At 29.6% G+C, this 15,873-nt stretch carries 14 protein-coding genes; all 14 read left to right on the forward strand.

Features of this window, described 5'->3' with window-relative positions; translation table 11 throughout:
- The 14 genes from OCV48_RS11550 (at nt 1) to OCV48_RS11615 (ending at nt 15,792) form a co-directional block, all read left to right on the forward strand.
- Nucleotides 1-1,326, forward strand: coding sequence for a hypothetical protein (locus tag OCV48_RS11550; protein ID WP_147592006.1), 1,326 nt, complete (start codon nt 1-3; stop codon nt 1,324-1,326).
- Between the two features lie 18 nt (nt 1,327-1,344).
- Complete coding sequence (locus tag OCV48_RS11555; RefSeq protein WP_147592007.1) at nt 1,345-2,214, forward strand: hypothetical protein; 870 nt, start codon at nt 1,345-1,347, stop codon at nt 2,212-2,214.
- A 174-nt stretch (nt 2,215-2,388) separates the two neighbouring features.
- Nucleotides 2,389-3,174 carry a hypothetical protein gene (locus OCV48_RS11560; protein WP_147592008.1) on the forward strand — a complete coding sequence of 262 codons (786 nt, stop codon included), beginning with the start codon at nt 2,389-2,391 and terminating at the stop codon, nt 3,172-3,174.
- Between the two features lie 124 nt (nt 3,175-3,298).
- Nucleotides 3,299-4,180, forward strand: a complete 882-nt coding sequence (locus tag OCV48_RS11565) for a hypothetical protein (protein WP_147592009.1) — start codon at nt 3,299-3,301, stop codon at nt 4,178-4,180.
- A 180-nt stretch (nt 4,181-4,360) separates the two neighbouring features.
- Entirely contained in the window at nt 4,361-5,368 is a 1,008-nt protein-coding gene (locus tag OCV48_RS11570) for a hypothetical protein (protein ID WP_147592010.1), read from the forward strand.
- Between the two features lie 433 nt (nt 5,369-5,801).
- Complete coding sequence (locus OCV48_RS11575) at nt 5,802-6,350, forward strand: hypothetical protein (protein ID WP_147592011.1); 549 nt, start codon at nt 5,802-5,804, stop codon at nt 6,348-6,350.
- Nucleotides 6,351-6,451: 101 nt separating this feature from the next.
- Nucleotides 6,452-7,156 (forward strand): hypothetical protein, encoded by a 705-nt coding sequence (locus tag OCV48_RS11580; protein ID WP_147592012.1) that lies wholly within the window; start codon nt 6,452-6,454, stop codon nt 7,154-7,156.
- A 74-nt stretch (nt 7,157-7,230) separates the two neighbouring features.
- A complete protein-coding gene (locus OCV48_RS11585; protein WP_147592013.1) occupies nt 7,231-7,911 on the forward strand; it encodes a hypothetical protein in 681 nt (226 codons plus the stop codon).
- 2 nt (nt 7,912-7,913) lie between these two features.
- Nucleotides 7,914-8,903 (forward strand): BtrH N-terminal domain-containing protein, encoded by a 990-nt coding sequence (locus tag OCV48_RS11590; RefSeq protein WP_147592014.1) that lies wholly within the window; start codon nt 7,914-7,916, stop codon nt 8,901-8,903.
- Nucleotides 8,904-8,936: 33 nt separating this feature from the next.
- Entirely contained in the window at nt 8,937-10,070 is a 1,134-nt protein-coding gene (locus OCV48_RS11595; RefSeq protein WP_021983138.1) for an aminoacyl--tRNA ligase-related protein, read from the forward strand.
- A gap of 88 nt (nt 10,071-10,158) precedes the next feature.
- Nucleotides 10,159-13,086, forward strand: coding sequence for an insulinase family protein (locus tag OCV48_RS11600; RefSeq protein WP_147592015.1), 2,928 nt, complete (start codon nt 10,159-10,161; stop codon nt 13,084-13,086).
- Nucleotides 13,087-13,128: 42 nt separating this feature from the next.
- Nucleotides 13,129-14,070 (forward strand): GTPase Era, encoded by a 942-nt coding sequence (gene era / locus OCV48_RS11605; RefSeq protein ID WP_021983930.1) that lies wholly within the window; start codon nt 13,129-13,131, stop codon nt 14,068-14,070.
- Nucleotides 14,067-14,810, forward strand: coding sequence for a DNA repair protein RecO (gene recO / locus OCV48_RS11610; protein WP_021983929.1), 744 nt, complete (start codon nt 14,067-14,069; stop codon nt 14,808-14,810). Before era ends, recO begins: the two co-directional genes overlap by 4 nt.
- Nucleotides 14,811-14,919: 109 nt before the next feature.
- The gene (locus OCV48_RS11615) at nt 14,920-15,792 is read left to right on the forward strand and encodes a hypothetical protein (RefSeq protein ID WP_147592016.1); all 873 of its coding nucleotides are present in this window, start codon (nt 14,920-14,922) and stop codon (nt 15,790-15,792) included.
- The last annotated feature ends 81 nt before the right edge of the window (nt 15,793-15,873 follow it).

The following is a 15,873-nucleotide window of genomic DNA, read 5'->3' on the forward strand; positions in this document are numbered from 1 at the left end:
ATGAAGAAAGAAAAAAGGAGTTTTAGAAAAATGCGAAGAACAAAAGCAATGATAATGACTACATTGATGAGCTTGGTAATGTTTAATAATATTGCATATGCCAGTGAAAGTGTAGTAGTTGAAGAAAATGAAATAACTATATTTGAAGATGCAAAAGACGAAAAATATGTAAATATGAAAGTTGAGGAGGAAAAGAAAAATAAAACAGAACTTTTAGATAATAAGACGGAAAGATATCTTAATGAAAATGGTTTATTTGATGAGGAAATAGAAAAATTAGATGATGAGACATTAGAAGAATTGATGAAAAGTTCTAATAAAGATATACAGGTATATACTTCATTTTATGAATATATAGAGCCTGATGAAGATAATAGTGATGCAGATGATAATTCTGAAAACGAGACAGTAAAATCTTCAGATGATACAGTGATAGCAGAAAGTAGTCTGGTAGAACTTACAAAAGATGAAATAAATGCTGTTATTGCTGAAAAATATTATGATGTTGATATTTCAGAAATGGAAGAAAAAGATGACAATACAGTATTAGATGATGTATTAGAGGCAGTAGGTTTAAAACCTGTTAATGTATATGCATATGAAACCATAAATAGTGTTGATAATAGTGATAATATGAAAGGAACATATTTAAAAAAATCTATACTTATAGTTCCTGAAAAACTGGGTAATAAACAATATTATAAATTAATAACAAACTATACATGGCTTACAATGCCTGAAAATAGAATGTTAGATGTGGCTATTGTATCGTGGGATGATAATGCTAAATATGATAATTCTAATATAGCTTATAGGGAAACGTATGCTAAGGTTACAACAGATTATACAGATACGGTACGTAGACAACTAACAGGTGAATTGTTATCAACTTCTCATGGAACAGAAGAAAAAAAATTAATTAAAAATTATGTTAATGAAAATAGCCCAGATCTTAATAGAACCCTTGATTCTGGAAATGTTGCAATTACGAATCATAGAATGTATGCGTTTGTTGACTTGATGGATGATACATTGGTGCCAAAAGATTATGAAAGAAAGGTATATAGACGCGAAGTAAATAGTATAAATATAATGATGTGTACATATATAAGAAAAGTAGATGATAGTGACAATGTTACAATAGGGTCCTATTATTTTCACACTAGAGCTAAGCAAGTTTATGATATTAAAGGATTAAAATATCAATTTACCAGTCATGCATTAAATATTACACAATTCATATTAAGAAATTTAGATTGTGTTAAGGATAAAATAACTGTTGTAAGAGAAAAAGGTGACTGTGAAAAAAAGTATTTCTTTAAATAAACAGAATGGAGAATGAGAATGAAACTAAGAAAATTAATTGCGTTACAATTGGTAATGATATCAGTAGTCAGTTTTACAGCATGTGGAACGGTTGATAGGAAATCAAATGATTCACAAGATGATTCACAATATGAAACTATCATTAATAAATTATTTAGTGATGAAGATAAAGAAACAAAAGATTATCTTAATTCACTGGTAATTAAAAATGCAGGTGAAACAAGTACCAATGATTTAACGTTTTCAGTAGATGAACTTATATATGATAGTGCAACTGGAATGGGTGCATATCAATTAACTATTAAGAGCAAAAGTATTAATCTGTCAACTATGAAAAATCATTTACCAGACTACTATGCATTTGTATGTGAAGATTTTAAATTAGAACTTTGTGATGGAATGATACCATTAGGAGCTGTAATGGAAACCCAGGATTATGAAAAAGAATTGTTTAAAAATTATGAATATGAAGTAATAAATGACAACGAAATTTGTATATGGGGACCATATGCAGAAGGTAATACCTTTGATATAAATGTTGAAGATTTTCAAGAAAACACAAAATGTTTGCATCTTGAACTTCCACAGGAAGATAATCATATAGAAATAAAAGTTGATAATGAGAACATAGAAGGATTTTATATTTCGCCCATTGGTGTAAAGATAGATACAAAATGTGTTGATGGTCTTCGTTTAGGTAAAATGGAAAATGTTGAAGTGAATTATAAGGATGGAAATAGTGTGAATTTATATGACATAATTGAAGGAGCAGGTGGTGGCGGCAATGGAGAGGTTTATCATTCATTATATGCGGCATCAAAAAGATTTTTTGTTTTAGATGATATAAAAAGTGTAACTGTAGATGGTAAGGAATATTTTCCTGAATAACATATAGATATTAGCATATATCATATAGAATACTATATAAAATCTTACAATATACATAGTTAGTATTTGTATATTGTAAGATTTATAAAAAGTGAAATGGATTTTGGATATGCTGTATAACAGCAATAGTTTGAATATAGAGAATTATAGTAAAAGCTTAGAAAGGAGCAATGTATGAAGAAGAAAAAAATTATTTATTTTATAATTGCACTCATCCTTATATGTGGTTGCGGAGCAGGTGCCGTATATAGGATATATGGTAACGGACCGAAGGATATAACAGAAATGTTTTTTGATCCGGAAAGTAGAGAATATATTAAAAATATGACAATATATAATGATGAGAAAATAGAATTAGACGATTATACAGTCACATTAGAAAGTAGTGTATATGATTCGGAAGTTGGAATAGGATATCTTGTATTTGTTATTCAACAGAACGATGGTAAAACAGATAATCTTAATAAATTCTTTGAAAAATATTCACTTATAGATTATGCAGGTGGTAGTGGTCGTGAAGAAAGTGTTATTGATGGAAATAAAATGTATTTCTATAAAGGACTTAGTAATACTGTGTGGGCACCTTCTGCAAAAGATAAAATTCTATTAGTAGAAAGGAATAAAGCTGGTTCATTATATGAATTTAATTTAATAAGTATTTCAAATACTAAAAAATTTGAATTTGATAAAGAAATTGTAATTTTATCACCTATGGGTATAAGAATTAATAGAGATGAATTCATAAAACCAGATACTGTTATACTCAAATATAATGATGGAACTGAAGATAAAGTAATTGTGAAAGAAGGAACAAGTCTTCTGGGTGGAGAAGATGGCGGTGGCATAGGTGGTGAAACCGGAAACTATGCGTATATTGCCCCTTTTAAAAATATAATGGATATTAAAAATGTTGAATCAGTTATCATTGATGGAAATGAATACAAACCTGTAACAGAATAAGATTTACAAAAAGTAAAGTGGATTTTGGATATGATGTATGATAGCAATAGCTTAAATATAGAAAATCATAAATATAATAAAACAAAAGCAAACAGAAAAATGAATAACAGAATGGAGAATGCCAATGAAATTAAGAAAGGCTTTGATAGTTCAATTAGTATTAATATTATTAATTGGACTGACAGCTTGCGAAAATAGTGGCGGAAAATCAAAAGAAACACAAGATGATTCACAATATGAAACTATCATTAATAAATTATTTAGTGATGAAGATAAAGAAACAAAAGACTATCTTAATTCACTGGTAATCAAGAATGTAGGTGAAACAAGTACAGATGATTTAACATTTTCAGTTGATGAGCTTATATATGATACTGCGACCGGAATGGGTGCATATCAATTGACTATTAAGAGTAAAAACACTAATTTGTCGTCTATGCGAAGTAATTTACCTGACTTTTATGCATTTATATGTGAAGATTTTAAACTAGAACTTTTTGATGGAATGATACCATCAGGAGCAGTACGTGGAATCCAGCATTATGAAAAAAAATTGTTTAAAAATTATGAATATGAAGTAATAAGTGACAATGAGATTTGTATATGGGGACCATACATTGAGAGAGCTACTGATTTTGGTATAAATGTTGAATATTTTTCGAAAAATACAGAATGTTTACATATTGAGCTTCCACAGGAAAGTAATTATATAGAAATAAAAGTAGATGATGAGAATATAGAAGGTTTTTATATTTCTCCATTAGGTTTTAAAGTAGATAACAAATATGTTTATAATCAGAGACGAGGTAAAATGGAGAATATTAAAATAAATTATAAAGATGGAAGTAGTATAGATCTGTATGATGTTACAGAAGGTATAGGCGGTTATACTGCTGTAGGTTATGAACAAACTATACATGATAAATATTTAGCATCAAAAAGATTTTTTGTTTTAGATGATATAAAAAGCGTAACTGTAGATGGTAAGGAATATTTTCCTGAATAACATATAGATGTTAGTATATATCATATAGAATACTATATAAAATCTTACAATATACATAGTAAGTATTTGCATATTGTAAGATTTATGAAAAAGTGAAATAGATTTTGGATACGCTGTATAATAGCAATAGTTTTGAATATGTGTTTAAGTAGCATTATATAAAGAAAGGAAATTTATATTGTGAATACAAAAAAAACAAGTTGGATATTTATTAGTGTAATAGCAATTTTAAATATATTATTATTTTTAAGTGATGTAATTACAATTGTTGAATTTAATATAGTAACCTCATTAATTATTATAGTATCAAGTATAATATGTATTATTGAGTGCAAAGAAAGAAAAAAGATTAGATATTTGTTAAGCATAGTTATTATAATATATATCATTTCAATTATTTGTACTTTTGCAAATGATAAAACTGACAAACAAATAGATAATGCTCAGATAGAACTTCAGAGAAATAATTTTATAAATAAATATTTCAAGGAAAACAAAAAGGTAAAAATTAAAGATTTGTTATCAGAAAAAAAGAATTTTATAGAATATAATGAATATACAATAGAATTATCGTACATTTACGAAAAAGAACTTAAAATAGCATATATCGAAATAACAATTACAAATCCGGAGTTTGGACAAGAATATATGGAAATTGGTGAAGAACTAAAATATACAGCATTTATAGATAAGCTAAAGATGATTGGAATAAATGAAGATAAGTTAGGTATTACAGATGATAAAACTGACATAATACCTATGATACCGACGGATTATGTTATGAAGCAGAATACCGTAATATTATATTATGACGTACCACATTTTGGTGGAAATATATATTTGTATGATTTTAATAAGAATACCTGTATAGAAGAATTTGCTTTAGAAGATACAGTTAATGAAACTTATGAAATGGCAAATGGAATATATTTATCGCCATTAGGTATATTTATTACAGGTAATGATGAGAATAAGTATAATTGTGCTGCAGGCTTTGATATAGAACTTGAATATTCAGATGGTTCGAAAAAGAATATTAATGATATATATTCGGAGTCAGATTTTAGAAAAGATTATACAGAAATAACAGATACCAATTATGCATATTATTTATTTAAAGAAGTTCAAGATATTAAAAAGATTAGAAAAATATATATAAATGGAACTGCTTATGATATAGATACATAAAATATTGCAGGATTTATAAAAAAATAAAATGGATTTTGGATATGTTGTATACTAGCAATAGTTTGAATATAGAAAATTATAACAAAAGTTTAGAAAGGTACAATATATGAATGAAAAGACAAAAAAAATCTCATTAATAATTTTAAGCATTATGTTAATTAATATAATTTTAGATTTTACTAATATTGTAACAAATAATCAAGTGATTGTAATAACAGCAATATTAATGGTTATAGTTAATATAGTATGTTTAATCAAAAATAGAAATAATAAAAAGGCTATTTTACCATATATTGTGAGTTCGATTATATTTATTATTATAGTCATGCAATGTTTAAGGGCATACTTTAAATAAAATCTAAAGCCAAAAATTTAATTCAATTTATAAAAAATAGCAAAATATACATATGTTGTAAAGTAAAGGAGAGATTTTATGAGAAAGAGAATTTTATTTGTAGCATTAGTAGCAGTAGTATTAACTGCATGTGGAAGTTTGAAACAATCAACAGAAAGTAATAACAATGTGGATAATCAAACTATAGGTGAAGCTGCCAGCACAGAAGAGACAACTAAATTAGAACATCTTAATACTGAAGACAATCTGAAGGAAGATATAAAAGATATTACTAATTATGAGATTACAGAGATAAGAATAGATGATGATAGTGGAGTTTATTCTATTACTGATAAAGAAATTATTGATGAATTTAAAAGTAAGATGGCGCTAATTGAACCGGAATATAATGATTTAGGGTGCCCTGAAGGTATAGTAGGTGGCTGGTCAAATATTTATTTTGTTAATGATACAAATGTTTTATATAAATTGTACGTATTACAATATGGAGATGGCGAATATGTGGAATTCAATGGTAAAGCATGCAATAACAAAGAGTTTATAAAAATGGCTGAAGAGATAGACAAAGTAAAAGGTGAGAAGAAGAAAGCAGGAGGAACAATAATTGGAGAAACAACTAAAAATTAAAAATAACAGATATTAATTATTTGAAAAACATAATGGACATTAAAAATGTCGAGTCGGTTATAATCGATGTAAATTTATGAAAGTGAAATGGAGGAAAAACAATGAGAAAAAGAATGTTAATGGTAGCAATGGTAACAACAATGGTGTGCTTAACAGCATGCTCAGGTAAGAAAGAATTAGGCGGTAAGAAAGACGTTAATGTAGTAGAAAGTGTAGACACAAATGAGGCTGATTCAGACAGTGATAATATAAAAATAGATAAGTCATTATCAGAGGGTAATGATACCTTGGTTAAAGATTATTATAATGAAGGTATAGATTATAAGAATAATGTAATTTTTAATCCGGATCAGAACAAATTTGTTAAGATGGAGAATAACACATATGTTGATTTAGAACAGAATTACAAAGAAGCACATATTACAGTAGATGATTTTGAAGATGATATAAAATGGTATTATTGCAAAGATGGTAACAGACTTCTTTATAAGCAGGATATTGCTCCAGAAGAGAATACTAGTGTTTATATTGTGACAGAAGCAACATCAGGTGATACATATTTATTATTATGTAAGAATAACACACATACAGGTTATTCCTGGCAGTATCCTGTAAAATTTAACGTTGAAACAGGTGAATATGAAGATGTATTTGCCAGTTCAACTATTAACAATAAGAGTGTAAAAGAATATGGATATCTTAAGAATTGGGAAATAACAGAAAGTAATGTGAAAGTTGATTGCAATGAAACATTCCTTGAACCTGAATCACAGGTATGGAGAAGAGAAATTGTAACAGTTAAATAAGATTTAAGACTAAGTAATATCAAATAATTTATATAGTGTTTAATATATTAAGCAAATGAAATGGAGAAATCACATTGAGAAAGAGAATTTTAATGGCTGCGATGCTGACAACAATGGTATGTATAACAGCATGTTCAGATAAAAATGAATCAGATAAGAATGTTAAAAATTACAATACAAAGGAAAGTATCGAATTATCAGATAGTGTTACAGAAAGTATAGAAGTTAAAAATGCAGATGTAACAGATGAACTTAAGGTTGTAAATACAGAACTTGTATATGGTGATGACGAGATATTGGTATTTAAAGATTATTATGGCTTATTTGTATATTCTGTAAAAGAAAATAAGGTAGTTAATTCATTAGATGTAAAATATATTAATTGTGATATGAATCAGGGGGATAATGCCTGCAGTTTCAGGACATATAATAATGGTCAGATAATTGAATTATATACACCGGAAGAATCATACAGTTTTTATTGGAAAGAGAATAAATTATTGAAAGATTATAATACTTCTAGTGAAAAAGAAGATAGTAATGAAAATATTTCATATGCTGGATTAAAGCTTGATGATGGAACATACGATTGTGTGACTATTGGTGATAACAAGTTATGCGTGAAGAATATCGACAATCAGTATGCGGTGAAGAATTTATATTGCGTTACCGTTAATAAAGATGGCGAGATAGTTTCCCAAAATAAAATTTATGATTCGTCAGAAATAATTAATGAATTAAGTAAGAGAGACTAATTATGAAGCAGGGAATAGAATGTCTTAATTCCTGTATATATAATTGGTTAATAAATGATAACATACACATAAATATGAGTGACATATATTTCCTTGGAAATGGTTTCAATATGCATTATACAGGAAATTATGGCGCTCATATGATATATACGGAACAATATGAAGCTAATAAGAGATTTGTAAGAAAATATGCACCTGACAGTGTATGGGATAATTATATTGAAGAGGACATTGATAGCATTGATAATAAGAAAGTATTTCTAATCAATATGTTAGAAAAATATCAAAGAATTATTATCAGATTATCAAGTTCATCATTGCCATACAATAAGAAATTCTCAAGAGATAAGGAAATATCACATTATATTACTGTAGTTGGTTATGAGAAAAATCATTTTATGATATATGATGCCTGTCCACCTGTCACAGATAAAGATGTGTATAGTGGTGAAATAGATGATAAAGATTTATTAGATAACTGGAATACATATAACAATGAATATCTGATTCTTAGATATGAAAGAGATGCATTTAAAGAGGACAGAATTAGAGAAGAGGTTATTGCAGCCAGAAATAATCAGTTAAAAGATTATTTGAAAAATCCATTGTTATCAAATAAGAAAAGATACAGAGGCTATAGATGTTTTATTTCATTATTAGAGGATATGCAGAGTATATTTAGCAATAATATTGATACTAAAGGTGTTATGGCAGAATGTAACAGACAGCTTAGAATCGAGGGCTTTGAACAGTCTAAAAAGTTTATATTTGACAATATTTTCACTTCTGGTTCAGATTTTGAGAATCATGATTATCAGAATCAGAAATACCAGGAGTATCAGGAAATAGTGAAACACTGGGATAAACTTATAATGAATATGTTCAAAGCAGGAATAAAAGGAAATGTCGATTTGTTTAATCAGGTAATTGAAGAAACGAAGAGACTTACATTAGAAGAAAATAGAATACTTAAAAATATAATTAAAGAATAATATAAGTGATAAATTGCCAGAAATGAGGATAGTATGACGGAAGAAGAGATATTAAATATATGCAGAGATAATATAGATTCAGAGAAAGAGATTATATTAACACCAGACACAGAAGTTAGTGTGGAAAACGGTTTTGATTCATTGACAATTATGAACATTATAATTGATGTTGAAGATATATGTGATTTTGAATTAGATGAATATATTATAAGAATAAGTGAGGCTAAATACATAAAGGATATGTTAGAGATTATAAATGAAGCCATAAGCAGGAATAATAATGATAATACTGATATATTAGAGAGTATTAAGAATGATGAAAAGGAATATCTGTATATTAATAAGGTAAACTGCGAATTTCATTCATTAGATGAGATACTTAAGCAGGGAAATATTGTTAGGACTGAAAATGGCGGTGTATGTCTTAATGGAATTTCAGCAAGGTTATTTGATTATTTTGACAAAGTATTTAAGAAATTTGCAATAATTAACTCGGCAATAGAAGAAAGATATCCGGTCTTACTTTCTAAAGATACTTTGATTAAGACGAAATACCTTAATAATTATCCGGGTAACAGTATGTATGTTGAGGATAGTAATGCAGTATTATCTCCGTCTGCCTGCTTTCATGTCTATGAAAGATATAAGGATACGGTATTTAAAGATAATACAAGTCTGACATTTTTACAGAATGTATTTAGAAATGAAAAGGATAAGAACAATGAATTTGGCCGCTTAAGAGACTATCATGTAAGAGAGATTGTGTTTGTGGGAAGTGAAGAATATGTTGACACTTCAATTAACAGAATGATTAACAAGACGAGCAGATTTATGGTAGAGCTTGGATTAAAGGGCGATATTGAGAGTGCAACAGATTTATTTATTACACCTAATATGAACAGGTATAAACTTATCCAAATGCATAATAAGGCAAAATATGAGTTGAGATTAGAGTATGATAATAATAGAGATATATCGGTTGCATCATTTAACAGGCATGGCAAAACATTTTCTCATACATTTAATATAGGTGTATCGGGAGTGGAAAATGTTGTGTCGGGCTGTATCGGATATGGAATTGAGCGTTTTGTTATGGCATTTTTGAGCCAGTATGGTTGTAATGTAGAGAATATGCCAAAATGTGTAAGGGATTATATAGAGTCATAAGATAAAATTTACATTTACTTATATATTGTGGTATAATCTCATTTATATTGGATTATTACTATTAAAAATATATAAAGTGAGGAAATCAATGAATATAGAGAATATAAAGGAATACACACTTCAGGAGAAAAAAGAATTAAAAGACATAGATTCTATAGGATATGTTTTGAGACACAATAAATCAGGAGCAAGAGTTATATTAATTGAAAATGATGATAATAACAAGACATTTTCAATTGGTTTCAGAACACCACCTGAAGACAGTACAGGAGTAGCACATATTACAGAACATAGCGTATTATGTGGTTCGGAGAAATTCCCTGTAAAAGACCCTTTTATGGAATTAGTAAAGGGTTCACTTAATACATTTCTTAATGCGATGACATACCCTGATAAGACAATATATCCTGTTGCCAGCACTAATGATAAAGATTTTCATAATCTTATGGATATATATCTGGATTCGGTTTTTCATCCCAATGTATATGAGAAAGAAGAGATATTCAGCCAGGAGGGTGTAACATACAGTTTAGAGGATAAGGATGCTGAGTTAAAATACAATGGTGTCGTATATAATGAGATGAAAGGTGCATTTTCGTCACCAGATGATGTTATTGACAGAATAATTACAGAGTCACTTTACCCTGATACCTGTTATGGCGTGGAATCAGGTGGAGACCCTGACCATATACCTGAACTGACTTATGAGAAATTTTTAGATTTCCATAGGAAATATTATCATCCATCTAACAGTTATATCTATATTTATGGAGATATGGATATGGAGGAGACACTTAGATGGATTGACGAAAGATATCTTAGTGAATTCGATTATATTGAGGTTGATTCTGAGATAAAATATCAGAAACCATTTTCGAAGATGAGAGAAGTTGTAGAGAATTATTCAATCTCAGAAAGTGAAAGTGAGAGAGATAATACCTATTTATCTTACAATGTTGTAACCGGGGACATATTGGATAAAGAGACTTATCTTGCACTTCAGATATTAGAATATGCGATTGTTTCTATGCCAGGAGCACCTGTTAAACAGGCACTTTTAGAAAAGGGTATAGGTAAAGATATTTCAGGAAGATATAATAACTATATTTTACAGCCATATTTCAATTTCACAGCTAAGAATGCAAATGCCGAAGATAAAGATGAATTTGTAGCAACAATCAGAGAAGAATTAGAGCAGCTTGTTAAGAATGGAATTGATAAAGACTCACTTTTAGCTGCACTTAATTTCTTCGAATTCCAATACAGAGAAAATGATTTTGGTTCATATCCTAAGGGACTTATGTTCAGCTTTCAGGTATTTGACAGCTGGTTATATGATGATGCTGAACCATTCAGACATTTAGAACAGAATGAACAGTTTGCAAAATTAAGGGAGATGCTTGATACAGACTATTATGAGCAGCTTATTAAGAAATATTTCTTAGATAATACACATTCTTCATTAGTAGTTCTTAAGCCTGAAAAAGGACTTACTACAAGAAAAGATGAAGAACTCAGACAGAAACTTGCTAAAATCAAATCAGAGATGACAGAAGAAGAGATAGATAAATTAGTAGAGAAAACTAAGAATCTTAAGAAATATCAGGAGACACCATCGACTAAGGAACAGTTAGATACAATACCTGTTCTTAGCAGGGAAGATTTGTCAAAAGAAGTTGAGCCATTCTATAATACTGTAGTTAGTGAGGATGGGATTACAGTAGTAAGACATAATATATTTACAAATGGAATCGGATATTTAAGCTTATGCTTTGATGTAACTGACATTCCTTATGAGATGCTTTCATATCTTGTAGTATTAAAAGGCACATTAGGATATATGGATACTGAGAATTACACATATGCCGAACTTAGTAATGAAATGGGTATTCATACAGGTGGTATCTATCAGGAAATTAATGTATACAGAAATGCTTCAAATACTGATAAATATAATATTAAATTTGAAGTAAAGGCAAAGGTATTCTTCGAGAAAGTAGAGAAGGCCATTGAACTTATTGAAGAAATTCTGTTTAGAACGAAGTTAGATGATACTAAACGTTTATATGAGATTATCTGTGAGGGAAAATCTAACCTGCAGGGTTCGCTTATGCGTTCTTCAGATGCGGCAGCAGTTATAAGAAATTTTTCATATATTTCTAAAATAGGTGCAATTACAGAGCAACTTAAAGGAATATCAAATTATAAATTTATTGAGAATCTGGAAAGCAACTTTGAGGCTAATAAAGAAGATTTAGTAAAACAATTAAGAACTCTTGAGAAATATGTGTTCAGAAAAGACAATCTGGTAGTTAGTTATACAGCTAATGATGATGGTTATGCATATTTTAAGGATAGTTTTGGTAAGCTTGCAGATAAGTTAAGTAAAAATGACAGATCAGCTATGGCATCGATAGATGATATTGTAATAGATAAGAAGAATGAGGGCTTTAAGACTTCAGCACAGGTTCAATACGTTACAAGAACTGGTGATTTCTCTAAAGCAGGATATAAATACAATGGTGCATTACGAGTTCTAAAGACTATATTGAATAGTGAGTATTTATGGAAAAATATACGAGAGCAGGGTGGTGCGTACGGCTGTAATTGTATGTTTGGAAAATCAGGTGAGTCATATTTTTCTTCATACAGAGATCCTAATCTTAGAAAAACAAATGAAGTATTTGACGGAGTACCTGAATATATCAGAAACTTCACGACAGATGAGAGAAATATGACTAAATATATCATTGGAACGATAAGCAGTATGGATGTTCCACTTACAGCATTGTCTAAGGGAAGCCGTTCAATGTCTGCATATTTCAATGAGGAAAACATTGAGAATCTTCAAAGAGAAAGATTACAAGTGCTTAATGCAAATGAAGAGACAATCAGAAGCTTTGCTGACCTTGTAGAAGCTGTGCTTAGCTGTAACAGTATATGTGTAGTCGGAAATGAAGCAAATATTGAGAAAGATAAGGACTTATTTAAGACAACAGTTAATCTGTTTGAGTAAATATAGATAAATGGCTAATAAAGTTTATAAAAGGAGAAACGAATGACACAGTTTGATAATTTGTTAAACAATGACAAACAGATAAAATCAGGTTTTGTAACCCTGATAGGAAGACCTAATGTGGGAAAATCTACTCTTATGAATAAAATCATAGGACAGAAGATTGCCATAACTTCTAACAAACCACAGACAACAAGAAACAGAATACAGACTGTATATACAAGTGATGAGGGACAGATTATTTTTCTGGACACACCGGGTATTCACAAGGCGAAGAATAAGTTAGGTGAATATATGGTAAATGTGGCAGAGAGAACTTTAAAAGAAGTTGATGTAATCCTCTGGTTAGTAGAGCCATCTAATTTCATAGGTGCGGGCGAAAGACATATTGTAGAGCAGCTTAAGAATGTTAAAACTCCGGTTTTTCTAATTATTAACAAGACTGATACGGTTAAGAAAGATGATTTACTTCAATATATAGATACTTACAGAAAAATATATGATTTTGCTGAGATTATTCCGGCATCAGCCTTAAAAGGCGATAATACAGACACAATTATCGAATTGATTTATAAATATCTGCCTTATGGTCCTGCTTATTATGATGAAGATACTGTAACAGACCAGCCGATGAGACAGATTGCAGCAGAGCTTATCAGGGAAAAAGCATTAAAATGCTTAGATGACGAGATTCCACATGGAATAGCGGTTGCAATTGACAGAATGAATTTCAGAAAAGATGGAAGTATAGTAGATATCGATGCGACAATTGTATGTGAAAGAGAATCACATAAAGGTATAATTATCGGTAAAGGCGGGGCAATGCTTAAGAAAATCGGCAGTGCGGCAAGGTATGAAATTGAGAATCTGGTAGAGACAAAGGTAAACTTAAAACTCTGGGTAAAGGTTAAAAAGGAATGGCGTGACAGCGACTTTTTACTTAAGAATTTCGGATATGATAAAAAGGATATTACAAGAAAATGATAGATTCACTTGTATTAACGGGTATGGTGATAAAGGCTACAGATGTTGGGGAATTTGACAAAAGGCTTGTTATTCTTACAAAAGAACGTGGCAAAATCGTTGCATTTGCAAGAGGTGCAAGGAGACCTAAGAGTATGTTTGTAGCAGTTACCAGAATATTTGCATTTGGTGAATTTATACTCTACGAAGGCAGAGAAGCCTATACTTTGCAGAAAGCTGACATAGAAAATTATTTTACAGAGATTTCTAATGATATAGAAGCTATGTGTTATGGAAGTTATTTTTTGGAATTTGCCGATTATTTTACGAAAGAGGGAATAAGCGGTACAGAGACACTCAAACTTATATATCAGTCGCTCAGGGCATTGCAGAATAACAAGATTCCGAATGAATTAGTAAGATATATATATGAATTAAAAATGTTATGTATAAACGGAGAATATCCGAATATGTTTGAATGTGTAAGCTGTAAGAATGAAGATGTATCAATGTTTAGTGTTATAAAGGGTGGAATGTTATGTGATAAATGTGCAGGCAAAGCTGGGGATACAGTACACTTAGATACATCGACCATCTATGCAATGCAATATATAATCACATCAAAGATAGAAAAATTATATACTTTTATTGTGAATGAAGAGGTATTAAATGAGATTGGTTTCATAATGAAGCGATATGTGAAGAATTATGTGGATAAAGAATTTAATTCATTGGAAATTCTTAATACAATATTGAAATAAATTATTTCATAATGTATAATATTCTAAGTTTTATCATATCGCTAATTGTATATGAGCGAAAGCAATTAGCAATATGGCAGATGAGAAATCGCTCGGAATGGAGAATAATATGAAAAAGAGAAAGATAATCTTTTGCTGTATGCTTGCGGTTGTATTAGCAAGTTTATGTAGTTGTGCATCTAAGAAGTCAGCAAAGAAATCAGAAGATGAGGCAACAGTTATCATTGATAAGGATAATACGGTTTCGGTAACATATACAGAAGAGTTTAAGGAAGACTATTATGACAAAGATGAATTAGAGGCACAGGTTGATAGGGAGATTGAAGAATTTAATTCTAGCTATGCTGAGGATAAAGCTAATGGAATGTCAAAGCAGTCACTTAAATTAAAAGACAAAAAGATTACATTAAAGCTTAAGTTTGCAAGTTATAAAGATTATGAGGCATATAGTGCACATTATGTCAGTATCACTAAAAATGTGAAATTATTTGCAGGTACATATGAAGATGCTGTGGCAGCAGGATATGATTTAACAAACAAAGTTATAGATTTAGATAAGAAACCAGAAGTTAAATTAGATGAGAAATCTGATAAGAAGTCAGAAAAAGATACTGAAGATACTGTATCTAAGGATGCTGAAGAAGCAACTACTGATGAAAATTCTAATGAAACTGAATCTACAGACGAGACTTTAGAACAGACAGGAGAAGAGACATCTGAAAATTCCGAAGGTGCCTCAACAGAACAGACAGATGAGTCAGAGAGTACATCTGAAGAAAAATCAGAGAATTCATATGAATATAAGACAGTAGATGAGATTAAGGCAATAGAAAATGTATATGTATTCTATACAAATGAGGGACTTGATGTAAAACTTCCTGGTAAGATTGTTGCAGCAGGAGAATATGTTAAGGTTGAAAAGAATACAGTAATTACGGCCGATGGCAAAGATAACTATGTAATCTATAAAGTAAAAAAATAATATTAAATATTTATGTGGCAGATATGTGATAAATAAATGCTTATGTTGCAAAATGATTATAAAGAATAATAAGTCAAAGGT

The sequence above is a fragment of the Bovifimicola ammoniilytica genome, from assembly GCF_025567085.1.
Classification (GTDB): Bacteria; Bacillota; Clostridia; order Lachnospirales; family Lachnospiraceae; genus Bovifimicola; species Bovifimicola ammoniilytica.